Consider the following 23,516-nt stretch of genomic DNA (forward strand, 5'->3'; position numbering starts at 1 on the left):
CGCAAGGACCCAGTCCCATGACGACGACCACGATCCTGCAGGCCGCCGACCGGGCGGCGCGCGCCATCCCGCCGCTCTGGCCGCTCGCGTCGAGCGTCGCCGTGAACCCGTTTCTCGGCCAGACCGGCGAACCGCTGGCGACCGCGTCCGCCCGCCTGCGGCGCACCGCCGGCATCGCGCTCACCATGCCGCGCAGCTGGTACGCGGCGCGGCTGCGGTCGGGCGAGATCGCCGACGCGGATCTGCAGGCCGCCTTCGACGCGGCGCCCCAAGGCCAGCGCCCGAAGACGCTCGCGGCGCTGAAGCAGGCGGCCGCGGCCGAGCGTCCGGCCTCGCAGGCGATCCCGACCGTCGCCGAGCTGGCGCGCGACCTCTCCGCGATCGACTGGCCGCGCCTCGTCGAGGAGCGGATCAGCCACTTTGCCTCCGCCTACTTCGATCAGGGCCAGGCGCTGTGGATCGGCGGCCCGGCGCGCGGCGCCTACGCGGCCTGGCGGGCCGTCGCCACCCACGACCTGACGCCGGAAATCGTCGGCCTCGAGGGTTTTGCCCAGACCGTCGCCGATGCCCCCGCCGATGCCGGGGCCGCGCTGGAGGACTGCGTCGCCCGCCTCGGCCTGAGCGGGCCGGCGCTGGAGAGCTATTTCCACCGGCTGCTGACGACGCTCGGCGGCTGGGCCCAGGTCGCCCGCTACCGGCTCTGGCAGGCGGAGCTGGGCGGCGGGACCAACGGCGCCGTGACCGACCTGCTCGCCATCCGGATCACCTGGGAGGCGGCGCTCCTTCGCCAGTACGGCGGCGCGCTCGAACCCCAGTGGCAGGCCGCCATCGCCAACCATGCCGAGCCGGCCGCCCCGACCCCGGAAGATGTCGTCGACGCGATCCTGCAGGAGGCGGCCGAACGCGCCGCGCAGCGGCGGCTGCACGCCCTTCTCGGCGCGACGCCGTCGGCGCCGGCGGCCCCCGGTCGCCCGGCACTCCAGATGGCCTTCTGCATCGACGTGCGGTCGGAAGTGTTCCGGCGGGCGCTGGAGAGCGTCGATCCCGCCATCCGGACCCTGGGCTTCGCCGGCTTCTTCGGCCTGCGGCTCGGCCATCGCCGCTTCGCCTCGGACGTGGTCGAGGACCGCCTCCCCGTCCTGCTCGCGCCGACGCTGCTGACGTGCTCCGGCACCGCGACTCCCGCGACGGAAAGCGCCGACCGGACGGCGCGGATCGCGGCCCGCGCGCAGCGCGCCTGGGGCCGCTTCAAGCTGGCGGCGATCTCCTCCTTCGCCTTCGTCGAGGCCGCGGGTCCGCTCTATGTCGGGAAGCTCCTGTCCGACGGACTGGCGCTGAAGCGGCATACGGCGCCGAACGACCCGGCACCGCGCCCGGCCGAGAGCCTGGATCACGAAACGAGACTGGCGATGGCCGCCAGCGTGCTCAAGGCGATGTCGCTCACCGAGGGGTTCGCGCGGCTGGTCCTGCTGGCCGGACACGGCGCCAACGTCGTCAACAACCCGCATGCCAGCGCGCTGCATTGCGGCGCCTGCGGCGGCTATTCCGGCGAAGTGAACGCCCGGCTGCTCGCCGTCCTGCTCAACGACCGCGAGATCCGCAGCGGCCTCGCCGCCCAGGGCATCGCGATCCCCGACGACACGCTGTTCCTCGGCGCCCTGCACGACACCACGACCGACGCGGTCACGATCTACGCCGACGACCACCCCTCCGCCGCCCATGCGAACGACCTGGCGCAGGCCGGGCGCTGGCTGAAATCGGCCGGCCTGCTGGCGCGGGGCGAACGGGCGCTGCGCCTGCCCCGGGCCGCGCACGGCGAGGACATCCCGCGCCGCGCCCGCGACTGGGCCGAGCTGCGGCCCGAATGGGGGCTGGCCGGCTGCAACGCCTTCATCGCCGCGCCGCGCGCGCGCACCGCGGGGCGCGACCTCGCGGGCCGCGCCTTCCTGCACGACTATGACTGGCGGCGCGACGAGGGCTTCGGCGTGCTGGAGCTGATCCTGACGGCGCCGGTCGTCGTCGCCAGCTGGATCAGCCTGCAATATTACGGATCGAGCGTCGCGCCCGAGATGTTCGGCGCGGGCAACAAGCTCCTGCACAATGTCACGGGCGGGATCGGCGTGGTCGAGGGCAATGGCGGCCTGCTGCGGGTCGGACTGCCCTGGCAGTCGGTCCATGACGGCGAGGCGCTGACGCACGAACCGCTGCGGCTGTCCGTGCTGATCGAGGCGCCGCGGGAAGCCATCGCGGACGTGCTGGAGCGGCACCCCGAGGTGCGCGCGCTGTTCGACAATCGCTGGCTGCACCTGTTCGCGCTCGACGACCAGGGCCGCAGGACCTGGCGCTATGCCGGCGACCTCGGCTGGGAGGCTGCGACCGGTGAACCGACGACTCAACACGAACCGGAACGGGTAATCGCATGACCGACCTTCCCCGCCATCTCGCCGCGCTCGAATCGGAATCGATCCACATCCTGCGCGAAGGCGTCGCCGAATCGCGCAACCCCGTGCTGCTCTTCTCCGGCGGCAAGGACTCGACGGTGCTGGCCCATCTGGTGCTGCGCGCCTTCTATCCCGCGCGCCCGCCGATCCCCCTGCTCCACATCGATTCGACCTGGGAGTTCGCCGACGTGCTGGCCTTCCGCGACGCCTTCGCGGAAAAGCACGAATTCCGTCTGCTGGTCCACGCCAACGAGCAGGGCCGCGCGGAGAACATCAACCCGTTCGACCACGGCGACGTCTACACGACCGTGATGCGCACCGAGCCGCTGAAGGCGGCGCTGACGGAAGGCGGCTTCGACGTCATCTTCGGCGGCGCCCGGCGCGACGAGGAGGCGACCCGGGCCAAGGAGCGCATCGTCTCGGTCCGCAGCGCCAGCCATGGCTGGGAGCCGCGCGCGCAGCGCCCCGAGCCCTGGCGCGCCTTCAACTGGCGGCTCTCGCCCGGCCAGTCGATCCGCGCCTTCCCGCTCTCCAACTGGACCGAGCAGGATCTGTGGCTCTACATCCTGGCGCGCCGGATCGAGCTGGCGCCGCTCTATCTCGCCGCCGAGCGCCCCGTGGTGATGCGCGACGGGCTGCGCATCGTGGTCGACGACCCGGCGCGCATGCGCTGGCGGCCGGGCGAAGAGGCGGCCCGCGAAACCGTCCGCTTCCGCACCCTGGGCTGCTGGCCCGTGACGGCCGCCGAGCCCTCGCACGCCAACACCCTCACCGAGGTGGTCGCCGAGACCCTCACAGCAAAAGCCTCCGAGCGCCGCGGCCGCATCGGCGACGCCGGCTCGCTCGAGAACCAGAAGCGCCAGGGCTATTTCTGACGGAGGACGCCCATGCCGCCGCCCGATGACGCGCTGAAGACGAACGAACAACGCATCGCCTGGGTCCTTGCGCACCCCAGCACGAGCGCCTGGCTGAAGGACGCGCTCCGGGGCGCCCGGCAACGCGATCCGGTCGAGGTGCTGAACGAGCTGGAGATCCTGACCCTGCTGCTGCGCAACGACTGCGATGCCCGGATTCGTTTGTTTCGTTTGGAGGCGGAGACCGACACGGACGGCCAGAGGAAGGATTGAGCGGGCAAAAGCCGTCGTCTCGACCGGAGCGCGCAGCGCGGAGCGGAGAGACCTTCTCTCGACGATTCGCCGGCTTTTGTTGGAGAGAAGATCTCTCCACTCCGCACCTTCGGTGCTCCGGTCGAGATGACGGGCTGCATTTGGAATTCCTTGCGGACCCATATAGAGAGTCAAACTCAGCAAGGGCTGGCATAACAAGTCATCCCGGCGGCCCGCCGAGCCCCTTGGCAAAACAGGAAATCTCGAAATGGCAGTGACGGGCCCCGTGGGCTGCTCTCCCCGGTCGCTTCGGCGTTCAGTGCGGCCATGAGCGGCGGTCTCGTGGCGCTGCTCGACGACATCGCGTCCCTGGCGAAGCTCGCCGCCGCGTCGATCGACGACATCGCCGGACAGTCGGCAAAGGCCGGCGTCAAGGCAGCCGGCGTGGTCATCGACGACACGGCCGTCACCCCACGCTACGTCACCGAGTTCAGCCCGGCGCGCGAGCTGCCGATCATCGGCCGGATCGCGCTCGGCTCGCTGCGCAACAAGCTCCTGATCCTCCTCCCCGCGGCCCTGGCCCTGAGCCTCCTGCTGCCCGGGGCGATCACGCCGCTTCTGATGATCGGCGGGGCGTACCTCTGCTACGAAGGCGCGGAGAAGCTCTACGAAGTCGTTTTCCCGCACGCGGCGCAGGCTCACGAGGCGACGATCGAGCCGGTCGCCCTCGATGCGCAGACCCTCGAGGATGAGAAGATCGCGAGCGCCATCAAGACCGACTTCATCCTCTCGGCCGAGATCATGGCGATCACGCTGGCCGCCCTGCCCGCGGGCGGCTGGCTGAAACAGGCGATTATCCTCGCCGTCGTGGCCGTCGGCATCACCGCGGCGGTCTACGGCGCCGTGGCCCTGATCGTCAAAGCGGACGATTTCGGCCTGGCGCTGGCCCGGCTGTCGCCGGCATCGGCGCTTGCCGCGCCGTTGCGCGTCACGGGCCGCGCGATCGTGCGGGCCATGCCGCATCTCCTGAAGGCGCTCGCGGCGATCGGCACGGCGGCGATGATCTGGGTCGGCGGCGGCATCATCCTGCACGGCCTCGACGCCTATGGCCTTGGCGGACCGACGCATATGCTGCACGACGCCGGCGCCGCCGTCGCGTGCGCCGTTCCCGTGGCCAAGCCGCTCGTCGCCTGGGGGGTGGAAGCCGCCGGCTTCGGCGTGGCCGGACTTGTCATCGGGCTGCTGGCGATCCCGTTGACCAGCCGCGTGCTGTCGCCGCTCTGGCGCCGGGTCAAACCGCTGGGCCGCCGGATGCTGTCGAGAGGCCGGGCCTGACGGCGGCAAGCGATTCTCGGCGAGGCAGAAATCCATTGCCAGTGCTCAGCCGGTCGCGGAGGACGAGGATGAGGTCGCGGATGGGCGGCATGCGGGCGAGGAATTAAGGCCTCAGGTATCCGCTCAGCCGGCTTACAGATGTTATCGAAGGCAATTAAGGAGGCTGCACTCACCGGGAAGACGCCGCGAGGCAAGCCGCAGCTGGAGCCAATTGTCGCCCCTCGATAAGCGAAGGCTCGGCGAAACGCGGCGCCAAGCGCTATTCTCAAGCCATGCCCAAGAATTCTTTCTTGTCTTGCGTAACGTGTTTGAGCGCGTCCTGGCCAAAAAGGTCGGCAATCAAATGACGGGTAACTTCTCGCGCGTTGCAGGAGATGACGTACAGTCATGCCATTCAGAACCTAACCTGCAGCCCACCAACGAACAGGTTTCAGGATTGCCGCCCCAGGCCCACCGTCCAGGAATCCGTCGGCAAGTGAGGGGGAAGCGTTTCGCCGAACGTGTACTGCGTGGGATTGATGGACAGGTGCCTGTATTCGGCGAACAGGAGCAGGTTCCTGGCCACCTCCCCTTTCACGCCCGCCTTGAATTGCATTGCGAAGGCCGTCGCCGACGCATCCGGTCCTGAGTCGAAATGATTGATGCCGGGCTCGCTGGGATTGGTCGAATTGGCCCCCTGGATGGAGACGCGCGCCACGCCCGCGCCCACGCCGAGATAGGGAAAGATCTTGCTGGAATAAGGCGTCTGGACGGTGAAGACCGCGTTCGCGAGCAACACGCCGACGGTCAGGGGAGGGTGACGTACTGCGTTCCCAGCACGCCGGGGTTGATGGGCATGTCGCCGACCGGCGATTGCTGCCCGATGTAGAGGCCCTCCAGCTCGGCGGCAGGCTTCAGGCTCCATTCCGATGGCCCGAAGGTCTGGCGCTTCCCTTCGTAGCCCGCCTGGAGGCCCAGCACGCCAACGGGTTCGCCGCCGGTCTTGCCCTGCGCATCGACACCGACGCGCGTGTTCAAGGGGCCGGGAAGGTAGAAGCCCCCTTCCTGCCGCGCGCTCATCGACGAGGCCGTGCCGGCGCCGCCGAACACGCCGATGTAGACGCCCGGCTCGCTCGTCGTGTCCGACGCGAAGCACGGGCTCGCGCCGAGCGAACAGATGAGGGCTAACAGGGAAATCAGCCGGCTTTTCATCTGCGGACGCCTGTCCCTTCCGATATCACGCGTCATTGCCCCCGAGCCGCCCAATGCTCGAAATGCCGCTTCAGGGCCTCGGGAAGTTCACCAAAGAAGGCCGCATCGAGCGGATAGTGCGGCATCGTTTGCCGAACGGCGTCGAGCAGCGCGATGCCTTGCTTGCGGTCCTTGGGCTTCTTCTGGGGATTGCGCCCGGGCTTTTCGGCCATCCACAGTTTGTGAAGCGCAAACCAGCGTGGGTCCGGGACGATCATGCGCGCGGCTTCCCCACCGTACACGCCAACCACCCGATCGATCGGGCGGCCGTTCAGCAGCCATTCCTGTTCCGGCAGCGCCACCGGGCGCGGCTTGTCGCGCGCCTGCTGCCCGCCGATCCGGCTGGGCGCCGAGAGGATTTCGACCTCGTAGGCCTTGGCATTGCGGGCCTGGAACGGACGTTCGGCGTTGACGGTATAGGTCATGTCGACCTCCTTGAGCACTTTCCACAAGGTCGGGCGGGTCGTGTCCGCCGCGATCGCGGTCAGGGCCATGTCGAAGTCGAGTGTCGAATCCGGCGCATCGCGGATGAAGGCATTGGCTTCGAGTGCATAGGCGACGAGTGCATTGGTGCCGACGACCATGGCCTGCTCGCCCAGAAACCGAATGCGATCGGCCTCGCGCAGGATCTTGCCGGCTTCGGCGGGAAGCATTGGCAGGCGCAGCGCGCGGTAGAGACTGGCTTGCTCCTTGAGCGTCTTCTTGCTCTGGGCGAGGCGGTCCTTCAGTTCGGCCTTCCCGGTCTTGTAGGTCTCGAACTCGGCTTGCTTGTCGGGGTCGAGCGGTCCCTTGCTCCTCATGTTGCCGGCCCGGTCCGTCACCTCGTAGAGATACTCCCGGCCCGAGACCTCCTTGATCCGCATGTTGTAGGGGATGTCGTTCAGCGTGCGCAGTGTCTCCATCCAGACCTGATAGGCCTGTTCGAGATTTACGATGACCCGCGCCTGTTCATCGGAGAATGCTTCGAGCGCCATGGATTACCCTGCAAATTCTGTATCTAACAATATGCAGGGTAAATACTTATATTTCAATGATTACCCTGCATATTATACATTTCTCTATTTTGCAGGGTAAATCGGAGAAATTACCCTCTCGAACGAAATGACCGAAATAAACGAAACATTCGAAGCCGATGCCGCACCCTCGAATTCGCCGCGAATGGTTCTCATTTCTGGGCATGCGCGGCCGGCAGCGCGTTTCCGGCGCCGGGCACGGGTTCGCGCCGACGGCGCGGGATGCCGGCGCGTTCGGAATCGATTCAGGCACTTGCCTCATCCTGAGGAGCGCCGCGAAGCGGCGCGTCTCGAAGGATGGGTACGAGCACCGCATCTGTTGCCCATCCTTCGAGACGGCTGCTGCGCAGCCTCCTCAGGATGAGGTTGTAGGGGTAAACCTGGCGCGGAGACTCAAGCGACGTAACTCACATCACGTGGGAGCAGATCCCTCGCAAAGGCTCGGGATGACGGCCACGGGCCGTCACTCCCACTCGATTATTTCCTGTCGACATATCACATTGATTTTATTCAAGAAAATAATTTCCTTAGACTTCTATACCGTCATGCACACCGTCAGAAAACGCCGCTGTTGAAAGCATTGAATTTTTTGGCCTGATCTCTGAGATGCGCCTTCCGCCATCTATCGCCAAGCCCGGCTAAGAAAGCCCGCGCAAGGCCCACTCAAATCGACCCCGCCGATTCCCCGCCTGAATAGCCGAGGTTAATGGCGACCTGTGAACTATACCGTCACGGCCGCCCCACCGCCCATGAGCGGCGCGCGCTACCCTCTTCGAAACAACCCGCTAACCAGACGCTTGCAACCGCTCGCGATGACGGGCCAGCCTCCGCCGATGTTCGTCGTTAAGCGAGATCGGCGAGCACCAGCGCAATTCGCTCCGTGCAGCTTCGCTCAGGGTTCGCGAGAGTTCTGGTTTGCCCTCGTCGTCAAAGGTCACAAGCGCGCGGTCGAAGGCGGCATCCCATAGGGCCGACAGAAGTAGTCCGTTGTGCACATCAAGCCGCTCGGCATCACTTTCGCAGTCCGCCCATGGGACGATGTGCGAGGCGCGCAGAAGGGCCGCATCGGAGATACCAGTAAGGGGGCAGCGTCCCTGCCAGTAATCCATCAGGCGCGCCCGAAATATGTCCTGGCCGATTCTCTGCACTACAAGCCGTTCGGCCTCAGTTGTTCGGGGCAGATCTGCGACGCAACGCTCAAACTCCCTTAGCGGTGCATCGGGCAGGCTGACACTTAATTCATATACGCGACGCAGCACCACGTAGAGCGCTCCGAGAGCCTCGAAAAAATAACGAGCGTGGCCGGGACCAGGAACGTCGGCGGCGGGTAAATCCAGTTCTTGGATGACGCCAAAATGGTCGAGGGCCAGAAACCACGGCCCTGACGGTGTTGTAGCAGCTACAAAAATTGAGCCCCTAGCGGTGGTCGAGCCGAAAGCCGCCCAACCCGCTTCTTCCCCGAGAACGCGACGGAAGCCACTCTGCGACGCGACCTTCTGGCACTCCTCGCGGACAACGAACGATTGAGGCGATTCGATTGTCATAGTTTCGGTCGCCTCCTCTGAGAATCAGATGTCCATTCCAAACAGACGCATCTCCGCCGGCGTCGAGCTCATTCGAAGTCTTATATGATTGTCGCCCTGCAGCTCGGGCGGGGGAGCGGTAGTGGTCGTAACGATGTACTGGAAGCATGGTATTTCCACCTCTTTCTCCCATTGATGCACAAGGCTGAAGAGGCGGGCGTAGAGCTGCCCATCCAAGTCCGCTTCACGCGGACTGTCGTGAATGAGGAAGGCTGGCAGGTCGGCTTTCTCCTCAATAGCCATGTGCAAAGCGGCAAGGTCGAAGGCCACAATCTTGAGGGAGTCCAAGGCGGCGGTTGATACCTCACCTCGTCCCGAGAATTCGGCATCAACTTTCAAGCCGTGGCCATCCAGCTTGATGGTGCCTTCCACTCCGTCGGGGAGCCAGGCGGCCATGATCCCTTGGTATCTCTCCTCAAGCGTCCTGATGGCTGCCCGCGCCCGCGAGCGCCCCGACTCCAGCTGCGCGCGAACTGCTTCGAGCGCCGCAGTCCCCGGGGGTGTTGGTTTAGCGGCTGCTTCGGCTGCGCGCAGCGACCGCGCATCATCGAGTATTCGCCTCGATCGATAGATGCGGTCTTGGACCTCCTTCGCAGCCACCTGCGCGGTGCGGCTAGCGGTGTCAGCGGCTTTGGCCTCCGCCTCAAGTGCTTGCCGCCGAGGACCGAGCTGCTGAATCTGGGCTTCGACGCCCTTGGCCGCCTGTTCCGCACTGTTCGCCTCTGCGTCCAGCTCGGCGGCCCTCTTCTGCTTCTCAGCAATTGCGACCTTCAGCGCAGACAGGTCACATGCTTCGAGTGAAATGCCACACCCCTTCGCTCTGACCTCATCTATGCTGACTCTACAGACGGGGCAGACCCGGATCCGTCCCTGAGTGATATCGATCTCGCCCAAAGTTGCTTCGGAACGGTAACGCCCGGCTTCGTCCCGCTTGAAGCGCGTCTCGTTTTCGAACTTCTGTTGTTTCGCAATGAATACTCCGCGCTCCTCATTGAGTGCGTTCAGACGCCCGAAGATCGAACTGACGTCGGGCGGCTTCGGCAGATCGGTTCGCATGGCGTCCGCCAATGCCCTCTCTGCCAACGAGACTAAGCCTTTCTGGTCGATGGTATCGTCGAAACCAACTTCATCGCCCACGCCCAATTCTAGCCTCACGGCTTTCAGACCATCGGCATACCGCTGCTGCTGATAAGCTTGGCGTCGCCGTTCATCCTCGACAGCAGCCACGAGGTCTCGCTCGCGGCCGGCCGCCGCGCGCTCTTCCGCGTCGAGCGCGCGCAAAGCGAGGCGCACCATGGTCAGCTTAGCTGTTTCGCCCAGCACTTGTGCGCGTGAACGGGTTTGCGTCTGTGATGACCGCCACGCCAGAATGTCGGCAAGACGGCACTCCTGATCGCGCGTCAACCAAGCACGAAGGACATCCCAGACTTGGTCATGGCTGACCTCAGGCGGCGTGACTCCTGCGATCGTCGGGAAAAAGGTGTCGATTAAGACAGGGTCGATGAATGTTTGATCCCCGTCGAGACGACCGCGCGCGATAGCCTCCTCTATGGACTCTGCTCGAACGGCGAACTCCCCGCCCAGAAATCCTAACGGGCGGACAATTACCCAGCATGCGCCATCGATTAGAACTTCCGCCGCTATCACGCCGTTCGGCAGCCTTGCCATGATCCGTGATCGCTGCGGATCGGTCGCATAGGCGGGCTCCCCCAGACAAGCTCGAAGCAAACGGCAGAAGGTTGTCTTGCCGCTGCCATGGGCCAAGGCGCGGTTGCCACTGCTCGACATATCCGGCGTCCAGATGATGTTGAGGCCGGGTTTCAACGACACGTCGCGGATGATGGTCTGCGGGTCCTTGAAGACGGCCAGCCGACGAAACCAAAACCGGGGCCCAGTGCGGCCTTCCGGCGCCATCGGCGGGTGCATCGTCGGGGCGAACAGGTCAGGCTGCGCCATGTCCAAACCTCGCCCAGATCACGTTGTCCTCCTGCGCAACAGCCGCGGTAAGGCTGCTGACGTCGAGATCCCGAGTTGCTCGGATTACGAAGGCCGCGCGCTGAGCATCGGCTGAAGCGGCTTGCAGTCCGACTGAACTAAAGTGCGAACCTCGTGTCCACGCCCCGTCGGCGCGTTCCTCCAACTGGCCTGAGGCGATCAGCGTCTCGAACATTGATCGCCACCCCGCGTTGATGGGCGGGCTCAATCGGATCGTACCTTGTGCCGGGCGCGCCTCCGAGCCGACAAGTCTGATCCATTGATTGCGATCGCTGGTTGCCAGCAGAGGCGTGAGCAGTGCGGGCTCTGCAAGACTTGCGATCACGAAGCGCGCTCGTGTACCGTCGCTCGCGGAATCTATCTGCGAAAGCACGTACTGGGCTGCGTAGCGGAGGCGGTCTCGACCTTGAATGCTTGTCGGCCATGCCCATGCGGCGTCAAACAGGTCTTCGAGAGGCTGCAATGTAGTCGGCGCAGGTAGCGTGTCAGACGCCTTATCCGCGTTCATTCGCTTCCACGCCTCTAGCACCAAGCGTTCTGTGCGGTATTCGCCAAACTGGCGGGTCTCCCTATCCTTCAAAACACGGAAGGTTTCGGAAGGGTAGCCCACCCCTTTAGCCTTAGCTGGATCAAGGACGTAGAGGAGCTCTTCCTCTGTGAAACCGTATTTTTTAGCGAAAAAAGCGTCTAGCTCGGCACGGAGCTGGGCGCGTCGATCCTCGTTCCACGCGAATGGATGACCGGAATACCCCAGATCCTCTGCCCAAGGTTTCATGGCGTGGCTGGTATAGGTTAGCTCCAACACACGCGAGCTAAGGAAGTTGAGATCATCCATCGTGTAGGCGGATGGCGGAAGAACAGGAAACTGCTTCAAGTAAAAATACGTGAGAGAAGTCCCTCCGATTTTCTGTCGAGCTATGTAGTCAAATGATAAAGCTGTCATATTTGCAAGAAATGCAGCAGCAAGACGGGGCGGTTGGGCTAGGTAAAACAACGGCATTTTATGATTCGTGCCGACCTTCGGAAACACACTCGCAATTACCGTCCGCTCGACGCTTCGAAGTGCGATGTCCCGCCAACCCATGAGCCAGCTCGGTTGCTTAGCGTCGATTAATAGTTCAGCCAGAGCGAGCGCTTCTTTCGGACCCTCGGCGATGAGGATAAGATCCGCTTCTATCAGCGGCGTCTCGCGCTGCATCTCCCCACCGCTGACGAGCGTCTTGGGATCCATCAGGAAACGCTCGGCCGACACCTTCAGCGCGCCGCGCCAGTCCTGTGTGCGGCCGAGCAAGTGAAAAATGTCAGCCTCCCGCGCTTGGTGGCCTTTGAGGGCAGAAATGGCCCCGGCAAGCCAGGTAACGAGCGCCTTAAGCGCGGCTGCGCGGGCGGGTTCGTCCACATCGGCGTCCGTCTTGCGGCGTCCTTTCCCGCTGTCGCTGCGTGCAAGTCTCACGGCGCTTTTCAACGCCGTCGGTACACGGGCAGCGCGTAACCATACCTCCTCCTCCGGCACCCAGTAACGCGGTGACGGCTCGAATGTCGGTGTCCCTTTTTCGTCGAGGGTGCAATCGCGAGCACCTTCTTCTTCCTCCTGCGCACCGGCACCATAAGTCGCCCAGCGATGATCGAAATGGTGGATCATCTTGGCTTCATAGAGCGGAACGCGACGCTCGACGCCCACCGCTGTCCCCCGGACCCAATCCGCTCCCTCGCGCAACCAGCCCTCAAGTTCCAGCTGCGAAGATGTGCGGAAGAAGCCGGAGTCACCAGACATGTGGAACATCGTTTGGAACGTGATGCCCCAGGGATTGATATCTCCGCCTTCTTCTTGCGGCCGTTCCTCGATCAACACCGGCGCCCGGGCGTAAAGCTTCGCCGTCAGCTCTGCATCGGCACGGGAACGAAAGACAGGAGCGGTCTTGGTATTGGGGTTAATGCGCGCAATTTCGTCTTCCGTTAACGCGAAACGGCGTTCGGGATACTCGATTTCATTGATGGCCTTTATGTCGAAGCAGAACTCCGCTGCCCTTGCGGTACCGCCCGTGCAAATTATGCAGAAAGATTTTCTGTCATCCGTCCCTCTAAACCATCCTCTAATTTCATAAAAACTGAATAGCGACTGAAGCTTTCTAGTTGAGACAAGATATCCGAAGAATGCGGATGTGAAGGAGTCAGTCGCAATTCCCGTCGGCACGATTACGCCCGCACGCCCGGTAGTTTTGACGAGGCGCGAGAACAACTCCGCAAAAAGAGCATAGGTGTTGACATCGCCCCGCCCGGTGAGCGGATAGCGGTCGGATGAACGCGCAAATTCGCTAGCTGCTTCAGCCGCGCGCTTGGCGAAGACAAAATCCCGCCACAAGCGGCCATCTGCGCTGTCAGGATCAGCTTCTTCCAAGGTGTCAATCAACTTCTGCCGCGCCGCCTTGTTGAGCGCGCTGGCAATAGCGGGCGAGCGGGCGGCGAAGAACTCCTGTTCCTGGAGCTTGATCCGCTCCCATGGCGGGTTGCCGATAACGACATCGAAGCCGCCATCGCGTTCCATGATTTCGGGGAATTCAATGAACCAATGGAAGGCGCTTACTTTCTCAGATGTCAGTCTTGCGCCTTGCCGTAGATGTTCGGGAGGTGCTTCGCCTCCGGCGGCTTGCCACACATGTTCAGTAAGTGGCATGGCGTCCGCGCCCATAGCGGCTTTCGGCATAAAGAAAGCCGCCATGTAAAAATTGGCCGAGATATAGAGATCGCTGGCGGTTTTCAGACTCTGCCAGTCCTGCGATGCACGCATGTCTGCAAAGCCAAGTGCTTTTGCCTCGACGCTCTCTAGATCGTCCTGCGCCATCTCCCGCAGCTTGTGATCCCGCTCAGTCAGAATTTCCGGCGGCGCCCAAGTACGGAACAATTGCGGATGATCTTTCGCCCGATCCCGCTGTTCCCTGTTTAGGCGGGCGTAGCGGCGGGAGAGTTCCTTATCGTCGCCGGTCAGCGGCTTGTAAGCCTCATCAGGCAATCCCGCTCGCAACATCGATCGGCCAAAGACGCCGATCAAACTATCACCACAGCGAATCTGCGCATCAAAGAAGGCGAGCGGACGGCCCGGCTCAAGAGCTTCGATCCAAAGCGCCACCTTGGTCAACTCCACCGCCATGGGGTTACGGTCAACGCCGTAAAGGCAGCGGCAGGCGACCTCGCGCAGTGCATGGCGGAAGTCGGCGGCCGATGGAATCCCACCGGCGCGATGGCGGGCGACGCGAGTGGCGATGCGCCGTGCGGCCGCAAGCAGGAAATGACCAGAGCCGCACGCGGGGTCGATGACGGTCAACCCCAATAGCTCCTCGGCAGGATCCGCCGCCTGCGCTTCTCGCTCATCCAGCACGGGATTGAGAGTGTTATCGAGCAGAAGCTGCACCAGGGTGTCGGGCGTGTAATAAGAGCCCGTCGTCTTCCGCTGGTTGCCCCGCTGCTCAGAGACTTCAGAAGCGAAGAAAAGAGTCTTACCGTCGTCGCCCAGTTGCGGTTGGAGTTCGAGCAAGGATTCGTAGACCGAACCTAACTCCTCGGTCTCCATCGCGCGCCAGTTCACCGGGACAATACCGGTTTTGTCGGACAGCCACGAGAGGCGGTAGAGTGTCTCCATGAACGCGCGATTGCGCAGGCGAGCGGTTTCTAAATGCGGCAGCATGTCGGCGCCGAAGAGCCCGCCAAGGGCGGGAAGTCCGAGCGCCTCCTGACCATGGGCAAGCGACCGGAAGACGATTTTGACGCCTTCGTAACGGTCGTGATGCTTGTCCCAAGTGATCGCGCGGACGCATTGTGCACGCAACGCAGTCAGGCTGTAACCCTCAGCATAGAGCTTTCGGACGATCGATTTCACATTCTCGGGGTGAAGCAGATTCCGATCCTCTGCTACCATCAGGAAGATCAAGCGATAGACGAGGCGTAGAAGCTCATTGAACCATTTGGTTAAGTCGACCTCACCGGACTTCAGCCGTGCAGCCAGATCGGGGTTGGCTTCCAAGAAGCCGGAGCCGAGCACTTTAAGCGCTGTTTCTACCTGGGCCGCCAGTCGATCGCGGACAGCCTCGCCTTCGCGTGAGCCGGCCTCACGCCAGCGTTCGAGCGCACAGTCGGTCGCGGATGTGTCCGCAACGCCGAACCGGGTTCGATGAATCAGCGACCAGAGAACAGCGAAAGAAGTGGCGTCCTCGTTCGTGAAAATCTGGGCAAGGTCGGCTTCGACATAGGCCGGCCGGGTTAACGAGGCGTTATCTCGCATGAGGCGGATGACGACACCATTAGTGACAAGACCCCAGACCGCATCGCCGTTGTCGTTGAGGTAATCCTGGAGCGCGAAAGCCGGAGACCGTGAACGGTCGGCGGAAAGCGTCGGACTACGTCTGTCGAGCTTTTCGTCGGAAGGCGGCACGACCACGATCGCAACACGGCTGCCCGCTAGGAAAGAAACTACACCGTCGGTCGAGACGAGATCGTCAAAGCCGAAGGTTTCCGCAAGGAAACCGCGCACGAAACGGCGTGTTGCTTCGACCGAGGGGTTCTCCAGTTTTGCGAAGGAGTCAAAATGAGACTGGCCGACACGAAAGGCGGTCGAGATCTCCTCGCGAATGGTCAGCCCTTTGCGGATCCGGTAGTCTTCTTCCGTCTGCTCAGAGGCTTGTCCGCGGTCGATGTTCGCGACCATCGCCGGTGCGATGAGATTGCCTTCGAGTGTGAGCGAAGGCCAGGCCGAAACATCGGTGACGAGCTTGCGTGCCATGGCTCAGGCCTCAGCCGGCATGAGCACGAACAAACCGATCATGTCCGGCGGCAGCACGACTTCCACTGAGACGCGCGATGCCGACCCTGACGCGGCGCGAAGGCTTGCATGGTCCCCCATGAGTTCTTGCGCGCGCGCCTGACCAAACTCGGCGATTGGTCCGTCGAGCAGGTTCGGGAGACCTTCCCTAGCCTTCGCGATGAACCTGTCGCGTGCGACCGGAGCCAGATCGGCCATCGCTGGTGTGTTCAGCAATCTCTGGGCAGCCTCGCCAACCGCAACGATCCGGCCGCCCTGGAGCGCAACGATGGCCGCCTCCTCGGCTAGCAGCAACCTTTCCTTGCGGGCATGAACGGTCAGCTTGAAGCGGACACGGAGAAGAGCAAGGCAAGTTATTTTGTCCACAGCAGTTGTCGGCCAAGCGCCGACACGGCCGATCCCGAGACCTGAAAGCGTCTCGGGATCGAGCGACGCCTCGACCAGCGCTTCGGCAAGCGTGGACGTCAGAGGATGGGTTCTGGTCAACAGCGCCGTGCCCGATGGTGCCGGCTCGGTCATCGCCAAGCGCACTGATCCTGTTAGGCCGCGTCCGCTCAAGCGTTCGCGCAGGCCGGCGTCAAGCGCATCAACATGGGCTAGGAGCACCGCCTTCCGGACTTCGAGGGGGACCCCAAAGCGCGCCATCGCCCGCTCGACGAAGAGTCTCGCATCCGTCGGAGAGCCGAGCAGCGTTCGGACTTTCTCCCATGCAGGGGCGACCTCCTGCGGCTTCATTGCGTTCTGGGCGAAACGCGCGCGGGATTTTTTTTCGTTCTCGGCAGCATCGCGCCACCGGGCCTCCATGACCTTGCCGCCGTCGCCGAGACGCAGATCTAGCGTAAGCTGGCGGGGCACGCCGCGGCGCAACATCATCGACGCCATTAGCGCTTCCGTCACCGGCCCTCGTTCATCCGGAAGCGGAACGGTTACGCCCGTCGCGTCGCGGATCTCCGCCGCTTTGCGCAGGATGACATCGAGCACGGCGCCATCGATCGCACTGTCCGGCGAAAACATCATGATCGATCGGACAAGCTCTGCCGGTTGACCGAAGCGATTGACCCGTCCCTCGCGCTGCTGATGTCGGGTCGGATTCCATGACAGGTCGTAATGGACGACCGTATCGAACAGCTGCTGCAGGTTGATTCCTTCGGAAAGACAGTCGGTGGCGACGAGGATGCGCTGAACCTGCTTTTCCTCATCCACCGACGCCATGTCCGCCACGCGGTCTCGGCGTTCGTCGGGCGTAAGAACACCTGTTACGGCTTCGACGATCAGCTTTGGGAAGGCCTTGCGCAGGCCATCGCGGACATGTTCGGCGGTTGCTAGATAGCGACAGAAGACGACGGGATTGGCGCCCTTCTTGATGAGGGGGGTCAAAGCATCGACCAAAGCGATCAGCTTCGGGTCGGGTTTGCTAACCATTTCCTCGGCGCGCTTGACCAAAGCGAGAAGATCCGTATCGACGTCGAAGGCTGTACCTGGCTCGATGTCGACCGCGTCCTCGTCGTCGCTGTCCTCGTCAAAGATTTGCGGCTCGAGGCGGTCACTCTCGCTCGACATACGGTTCCGCAGCGCGCTCTTAGCTGCAGCCGGCGAAGAGCCGACACAACGCATCAGGGCCAGCGTACCCCAGAAGGCCAAGCGTCGCTCACGCTGACCGGATCCTACTCGGGAAACGATGCCGAGGCAGTAGTCGAGCGCAGCTTCCTGGAATTCGAGGTGGGCCGGAGAAAGACGATATGGAAATTCCGTTGTCTCGTGGTTTGGGAAGGCGCGATCCTCGTCCCAATCCCCTGAGACGAGATCGATCCGGCGCCGCTGCACGAAGTGTCGCGCCAAACGCTCCCGGTAGCGAGCGTCCTCGAAGTTCATCGAGGTGAATGATGGCTCGACCAGGGAGAGAAGGCGCGCGAAGGCTTCTTCATCTCCGGAATGCGGCGTCGCGGTTAAAAGGATCATCCGACGATCCGGATTCCGGGCCAACCCTGCCAGAAGCTCAAAGCGCTGCTGCCGACCCTTGTGCGTGCCTATGCAGGCATGCGCCTCATCGACGATAACGAAATCCGGGCATGCGCGTGCGAAGTTCTCCCGGCGCTTCTCTGCTTTAATGTAGTCGAGACTGACGATCGTGAAGGGATAAGCATCAAACACGGTCTGAGCGAGTGGCAGGCTGCGCTCCAGCCTAGCGGCAGTACCCGACGTCACTGCGACGGCTTCTATCCCGAAACGCACCTTCAGCTCCCCGACCCACTGTTCAACGAGATGCGGAGGACAGAGCACTGAGAACGCGTCCACTTCGCCCCGATCCATCAGCTCGCGTAGGATCAGGCCAGCTTCAATCGTCTTGCCGATACCAACATCGTCCGCGATGAGCAGGCGCGGCACCGGCAGCCGAAGGGCCATGAGCAACGGGACCAGCTGATAGGTCCGAGGTTCGAAGGCGAGTTGCGCTGCGGAGCGAAAAGGACCCGCACCACGGCGCAGCGTCAGACGCATTGCATCCGCGAGGAGCGCCGCCTTCGTCTGAACGGTTGTCGCAGCGTCGGCAGGCAAATCGAACCGTGCGGGCTCGACCGGGAGGATCTCAAAGTCCGGGTCAAGGATGACCGCGTCGTTCTCACCGCCTGAGAGTGGGCGGAGAGCCAGAACGCCATTGTGCGGGGAAGGTAATGCGACCCATTCACGCCCTCGGGCGCGCACTAGGTCTCCGGGGGCAAAGTTCACAGTCATCGGGTCTCCCCCCCAAACATCGAGATCAACGCTTGAGGCACACCTGCTGCGACCGTGTCCGGCAGCTCGAACAGCATCCAGCCCTTGATTTCCGCCGCCTCGCGCGTTGCCTGGCTGAGAGGAGTGAGACAAGCGGCGACGAAATGACTGCGCCAGGCGAAGCTCATCTCCTGATTAGAGAAGCTCACAGTGGAGGCGTCGGAAGCCGGAAGCCCAATCTCCTTGAAGGCGCTCGGCCATCCACTACCTTCAGCCGACTGGCCCGGCGCGACAGCGAGCATCACCTTGCCTCGCGCCAGATCGATCAGCATCTGCTTCGCTTCATCGCTCGTTCGGTCGATCAGCTCGTGATCTGGCTGATTGAAATAGGAGAGTAGGCAGCGATAGCACCCGCGGACACAGGCCTCCCCATCATGAGCGGCGAGCAGCTTGGCATCGCCCGCTGCGATCGCTTCATCGACCTTCTCAAAGTGCATAAGGATCAGCGCTTCTCGGGCGACTTTGCCTAGGGCTAGCGGATCCTCGATCAGACGGCTCAACACCCCGGCGCCGCCCTCCGCAGCTTCGTAGGCTAGGACGGCGCGGCGGTTGTCACGGGCAGGCAATGGCTCGCCAAGTATCTCGCCCTCTTCCAATTGAAAGACGACCGCAATCCCTCTCATGAGGGCGTGCTGAACCGTGGGGATAGTTTTTGGCGCGTAGGCTGCAGGCTCGTTAAAACGGAAGAGAAGCGCGTTCTTGTGGTCGCGGACGATAGGCACGATCCGAACCGGCCTCACGACGTCCGGCGGCACATCGACATCTGGATCTTCGTCTTCGGACTTCGACCAGTAGCCGCTGCGCGGATCGATATAAAAACCGAACTTGGTCTGTTGTGCCCGGCGTTTCAGCCCTTTGTTGATCCGGCTGATCTCGGCGCTATTGGCATATTGCAGATTGATGATCGAGGTGTCCTCGCAACGAAAATCCGCCTCGGTGATCTGGACTCGGCCGTCGCGCTTTGGCCAGGAGAAGACGGTCTGAATCTCGAAGCCCTGCCGGACGCGCTCTTCGTCATTTGCCGTGATCCGCTCGGTAGGCGCGGCTTCCACGTTGTCGATCCGGAGCGTCCTCTGCACCGGCATCTCGCCCGCCATCGGAGCATTGCAGGCGTGGCAGCGCTCGACCTCGCCATCATGACAGCCGCCGCAGTTCGAGCAGATGAAGATGTCTCGAGTGGCGAGCTCCGACCCATCATCCGTTCGGACTTCCGGCGGCAACTTCGCCTTCATGACTCTGTAAGCGCGGCCTTCGTGATAGATCAGGCTGCGCGGCCCGAACTCTGAGATTGCCAAGAAGCGGGCACGCTGGAGGAACGAGCCACTTTTTCCATCTCCAGGGATGAAGGCATAGAGCGGCAGCCGAGGAAAATTGTACCCCGGCAGGAAGCCCTCCGTCGCGAGATAGCGGTAGGAGTAAAAGTCCGAGCCGTTCGTGGCCTTGCCCTGCTCTAGGATCGTGATCTGATCGCTCGCCTGCATTTGCGCAGCCTTGATTCGACGACGGTCTGCGCCCGAGAGACCCGTAATCTCGGAGCGGGCATTGGCCTCCATCAGCTGCGTTCGTGCTGAGTTATACAGTTCCCGCCAGCGACCGAAGGCACGATCGAATTCCTGCGGCGCGCGCTGGGCGACCGCGGAGACGAAGTCATCTGGCTCACTCATCCAGACCGGTTTTCGACCAGCCACCGAGCCGAGAATCTGATCGAGAACGCGCTTCATCGGGAAATGCGCAGCAACCACCAACTCAGGCCGGTCGATGACGTCTTGGATCTCTTGCTTCAGCGGAGAGCCTGGCTTCGCTAAGTCTAGGATGTCGGGGATGTCAGGAGACAGAGCGAGCTTCGCTTCGGCAAGCCAGACAGCATGTAGATGCGAGCGCACGAGCTCTTCATTGGTGATGTCGAGCGCCGGGGGACGAACGACACCAGCCACCATCTCATTGCGCCGTTCGAAGAAATACTGGTCGTGAGGTGATTGAGCCGCGCAATAGGTCACAATGACGGCGGCCTGCCCGGAGCGGCCGGCACGTCCGGCGCGTTGCGCGTAATTCGCCGGCGTAGGCGGTACGTTTCTCAGATAGACGGCATTGAGCGCAGAGATGTCGACACCAAGCTCCATGGTTGGCGAACAGAATAAGGCGGGCAGAAACTGCTCCGACTCTCCTGCCGCTTTGAGATCGGGGGCATTCTTCGTGAGGTTCTCCCGGTCTTCCTTCTCAAATCGGAAGCGCCACTCGCGCCATTCGCGCTGTTTTTGGGAAACCTGGGCTGTATGTTCGCGGCCTTCGAGACCCCAATAGCTGCTATGGCCTGCCTTCAGATGGACAGCGATCTCATTGTAGAAATCGTGAAAATAGCGGTTGCCCTGCGCCGCCCCTGTCCTGATGGCTTCCCCAGGAAAGATCCGAACCGCTGACGGTGACAGACGCCAACCTTGCAGGTCGGCCTCGATGTCGACGCGCGACACCAACCCCTCGCGAGCCAGAAGTTCCATCAGGCCCGTCATGACTGTCAGGTAGTCTGTCTTGCTGAGCTTGGTCCCAATGACGCTTTTTCGATTGATGAGACGTCCGATACGGGAATTATGCCCAGCGCGGACGATCGTCTGTTCTTCCCGTAACCCAACCCGGTCCTTGCCCGGAGCTTGCAGAAATAGGGTCGTGCGGCTTCTCGGCGTCTCTTTCGCGTCGATGGCCCAGGGGACGCGCAGGAGATTTCGGGATTTTTGAGCGACGGCGTCGAGGACGGTCAGATCGAGCGCCTCCGTCCCAACGGCCAAGCCGTCGAGCATGGCGCCGAGGAGCAGCTTCAGCATCGCCTTGCGCACGGGCGCATCGAGTGTCCCGAAATCCGGCAAGATAGCCGTGAGGCGGTCCGTATCTTCCGCGATGTCATCGAGCCCAACGAACGCAACGTCGATGAGCTTGAGGACGGAGAGGCTCGGGTTGGTGTAACGCCATCCTCGACGCAGATCTGTCCAGAGCCGATGGGCGAGAACCTTCGCGAGAGAGCGCTGGGCGTCCTCGCGGACTACAGCGCCCGCCTCGGGATCCAACATCCAATGAACCCGCGCGACCTTATTGCCTGCCGTAAATCCGAGCGCCTTTACGACCCGCAGACCGAATTCGTCCTCGGCTAGGCCATCGTCGCCAGCGTCCAGCACTGCTCGCAGGATCGCACCACGCAATAGGCTGACGAACAAATAGTCGTTGAAGTGGCCAGCCTGGAGGGCGGCGTCCTGCCGGTTGTCCGTGAAACCTAGGAGTTTGCGTTTCTCTTTGGGAACGCCGCTGTTGTTCCCGTTCATCCATTCCAGGGCGGTCGAAACGAGGAGCGTCGTTGCCGAGCTGCGGCCCTCACCCGACAACCCGGTGAGCTTGGTGCGTTCGCGCATGTTGGGATGCGGCTGGTCGAGACAGCATGGGCAGAAACCAAATTTGCCCGGTATGAACCAAAAGCTTTTACCCGCCGAATCACAGCGCCCATCCGGGGCCACCGTGATCATCTGGGGCATCCTGCGTTTCCTGTTCGCTCGGAGTCGCTCGACGCCGTTGCGCTCCTCGCGCCAGTCCTCGGGGTACGCTTCGACCTCGCCTGTAAAGACGTACTCAGGATCGCCGTCGCCTGTAGTGGTCAGGTAGCCCGCCGTTTCACCCTCTTGATCGTCGAGCGGCGCATCATCGATGCCCCTGGGCAGAAACAGGGTGCCTTTGGCATCCTCGGTCTTCGTAATGACGTGGACCTCATGTCCGCATTCCCGACAGAAGCGGGTGGGATAGAGGCGATGGCCCGGGGCACTTGGATCTTCGAGTTGACCTTCGAACAACACATTCCTGGGTTGGCCAGTCAGTGTAGTGAAAATCTCGCCAGCGCCCGAGATGAATCGATGGAGCTTGAACGCCAGGAATGCGCCGGTTCCCGAGCCGCCGCGCTCAGTTTCCGGGAGGCTGACGCGCGTCAGGAATGCCTCGAGCCCGCTTCGACAGGTTTCGACGTTGACGCCACTATCTTTTGAAAGCAGCGCTACTGCCTTTTCAAAAGGGATCGGCTTCTTGCGCTTGAGCTCCTGTGCGTCGTCCAGGCCAATCGCCAGTTCGGTCCAAACCGCCAGCGGGTGTTCTTTCAGAACCTCATCTGTCAGCTCCGCTGGAAGTACGGATGTCAGGACAGGCGCAAGCTTCCGCCGCACATCGTCGAGCTTCAGCCGATCATCCGTCGCCCTTCGAAGCGACTCGTCTATGACGGATTCCGGCCCGATGGGGGTCCCGAAAAGGCGCGACGCAACATTCGCCACGGCCTCAGCGCGATTGATATCGGATCCTTCGCTTGCCATGGTGGCAGAGGTTCCGATGCAGATAGGTGCCTTGTCTGGTGCGCATCGGTTGCGAAGACGACGAACGAGGATCGCGACATCGGCGCCCTGGCGGCCGCGATAGGTGTGCAGTTCGTCAAGAACGATGAAATTCAGTCCGTTCGCATTCTCTATAACCTTGGTATCGAGCTGGTCCTGCCGCGTCAGCAGAAGTTCGGCCATCATGAAGTTAGTCAGCAGAATGTCCGGCGGGGCGTCTGCAATTCGTTGCCGATCTTCCTGGCTTTCCTGGCCGGTGTAGCGACGCACAACCGGCTTAAGCTCGGTCGGCAGGCCAGACTGCGCGATGAATTTCTCGATCTCGTTGATCTGGCTGTTGGCCAGTGCATTCATCGGATAAACGAAAATGGCACTGGTTCTGCGCGGCCTCCCGGCCTTGCGGGCACGAACGATCGCGTCGACTACGGGTACGAAAAAGCAAAGCGACTTGCCCGAGCCTGTCCCCGTCGTAACCACGTAACTCTGACCCGCCTGCGCCTTGGCGATGGACTGGGCTTGATGGCGATGGAACCGCAGCGGCTCTGACCCGAACCGGAATATTTTGCCCGTCGCTTCATCAAGATCGCCCGAGTTGACCAGGTCATCGACGGTTGGACCCTCGAGAAACTTCGGGTTGAGAGACAGCATAGCATCCGGCCAGAAACGCCCGGCATCATACTGGCGATCAACCTCAGACTTCAGGTCATCAGATCGAATGATACTGAAAGACCGCGAGAACCTGGCGTAAGAGTCGACGAGGCGATGATCGAATTCAAACGCCCGCATTGCCGCCCCCCGTCATCGTTGTTCGGTAATTCGCGTTCTCTAGCAATGCGCTACCGTTGCCCCACCGCACGTCCATCTTCAAGGAGTCGGCGA

Annotated in this window: 12 protein-coding genes; 4 read left to right on the plus strand and 8 right to left on the minus strand. The window is 62.6% G+C overall.

Annotated features, from left to right (window positions below):
* Window positions 1–17: 17 nt before the first annotated feature.
* The 4 genes from Q7V45_RS00420 to Q7V45_RS00435 all read left to right on the plus strand — a co-directional run bounded on the left by Q7V45_RS00420 (window position 18) and on the right by Q7V45_RS00435 (window position 4,882).
* A complete protein-coding gene (locus tag Q7V45_RS00420) occupies window positions 18–2,423 on the plus strand; it encodes a YbcC family protein (RefSeq protein WP_304845206.1) in 2,406 nt (801 codons plus the stop codon).
* Entirely contained in the window at window positions 2,420–3,316 is an 897-nt protein-coding gene (cysD, locus tag Q7V45_RS00425; RefSeq protein ID WP_304845209.1) for a sulfate adenylyltransferase subunit CysD, read from the plus strand. The genes Q7V45_RS00420 and cysD overlap by 4 nt, the downstream gene beginning before the upstream one ends.
* Before the next feature lie 12 nt (window positions 3,317–3,328).
* Window positions 3,329–3,568: a hypothetical protein gene (locus Q7V45_RS00430; RefSeq protein ID WP_304845212.1), complete on the plus strand. Its 240-nt coding sequence runs from the start codon at window positions 3,329–3,331 to the stop codon at window positions 3,566–3,568.
* Window positions 3,569–3,874: 306 nt separating this feature from the next.
* On the plus strand, window positions 3,875–4,882 hold the full coding sequence (locus tag Q7V45_RS00435) for a DUF808 domain-containing protein (protein WP_304845215.1): 1,008 nt from the start codon (window positions 3,875–3,877) through the stop codon (window positions 4,880–4,882).
* Window positions 4,883–5,312: 430 nt separating this feature from the next.
* Here Q7V45_RS00435 and Q7V45_RS00440 read toward each other — a convergent pair whose 3' ends face one another.
* The 8 genes from Q7V45_RS00440 to Q7V45_RS00475 form a co-directional block, all read right to left on the minus strand.
* On the minus strand, window positions 5,313–5,660 hold the full coding sequence (locus tag Q7V45_RS00440; RefSeq protein WP_304845218.1) for an outer membrane protein: 348 nt from the start codon (window positions 5,658–5,660) through the stop codon (window positions 5,313–5,315).
* Window positions 5,661–5,668: 8 nt separating this feature from the next.
* Complete coding sequence (locus tag Q7V45_RS00445; RefSeq protein WP_304845221.1) at window positions 5,669–6,073, minus strand: hypothetical protein; 405 nt, start codon at window positions 6,071–6,073, stop codon at window positions 5,669–5,671.
* Between the two features lie 32 nt (window positions 6,074–6,105).
* On the minus strand, window positions 6,106–7,086 hold the full coding sequence (locus Q7V45_RS00450; protein WP_304845223.1) for a GSU2403 family nucleotidyltransferase fold protein: 981 nt from the start codon (window positions 7,084–7,086) through the stop codon (window positions 6,106–6,108).
* A gap of 824 nt (window positions 7,087–7,910) precedes the next feature.
* Complete coding sequence (locus Q7V45_RS00455; protein ID WP_304845226.1) at window positions 7,911–8,669, minus strand: HNH endonuclease; 759 nt, start codon at window positions 8,667–8,669, stop codon at window positions 7,911–7,913.
* A gap of 24 nt (window positions 8,670–8,693) precedes the next feature.
* Entirely contained in the window at window positions 8,694–10,664 is a 1,971-nt protein-coding gene (locus Q7V45_RS00460) for a DUF2326 domain-containing protein (protein ID WP_304845228.1), read from the minus strand.
* Window positions 10,651–15,477 carry an N-6 DNA methylase gene (locus Q7V45_RS00465; RefSeq protein WP_304845230.1) on the minus strand — a complete coding sequence of 1,609 codons (4,827 nt, stop codon included), beginning with the start codon at window positions 15,475–15,477 and terminating at the stop codon, window positions 10,651–10,653. The genes Q7V45_RS00460 and Q7V45_RS00465 overlap by 14 nt, the downstream gene beginning before the upstream one ends.
* A 3-nt stretch (window positions 15,478–15,480) precedes the next feature.
* Window positions 15,481–18,246, minus strand: a complete 2,766-nt coding sequence (locus tag Q7V45_RS00470) for a DEAD/DEAH box helicase (protein ID WP_304845233.1) — start codon at window positions 18,244–18,246, stop codon at window positions 15,481–15,483.
* On the minus strand, window positions 18,243–23,423 hold the full coding sequence (locus Q7V45_RS00475) for a DEAD/DEAH box helicase (RefSeq protein ID WP_304845236.1): 5,181 nt from the start codon (window positions 23,421–23,423) through the stop codon (window positions 18,243–18,245). The genes Q7V45_RS00470 and Q7V45_RS00475 overlap by 4 nt, the downstream gene beginning before the upstream one ends.
* Window positions 23,424–23,516 lie beyond the last annotated feature (93 nt).

The organism is Reyranella sp., from assembly GCF_030651995.1.
GTDB lineage: Bacteria > Pseudomonadota > Alphaproteobacteria > Reyranellales > Reyranellaceae > Reyranella.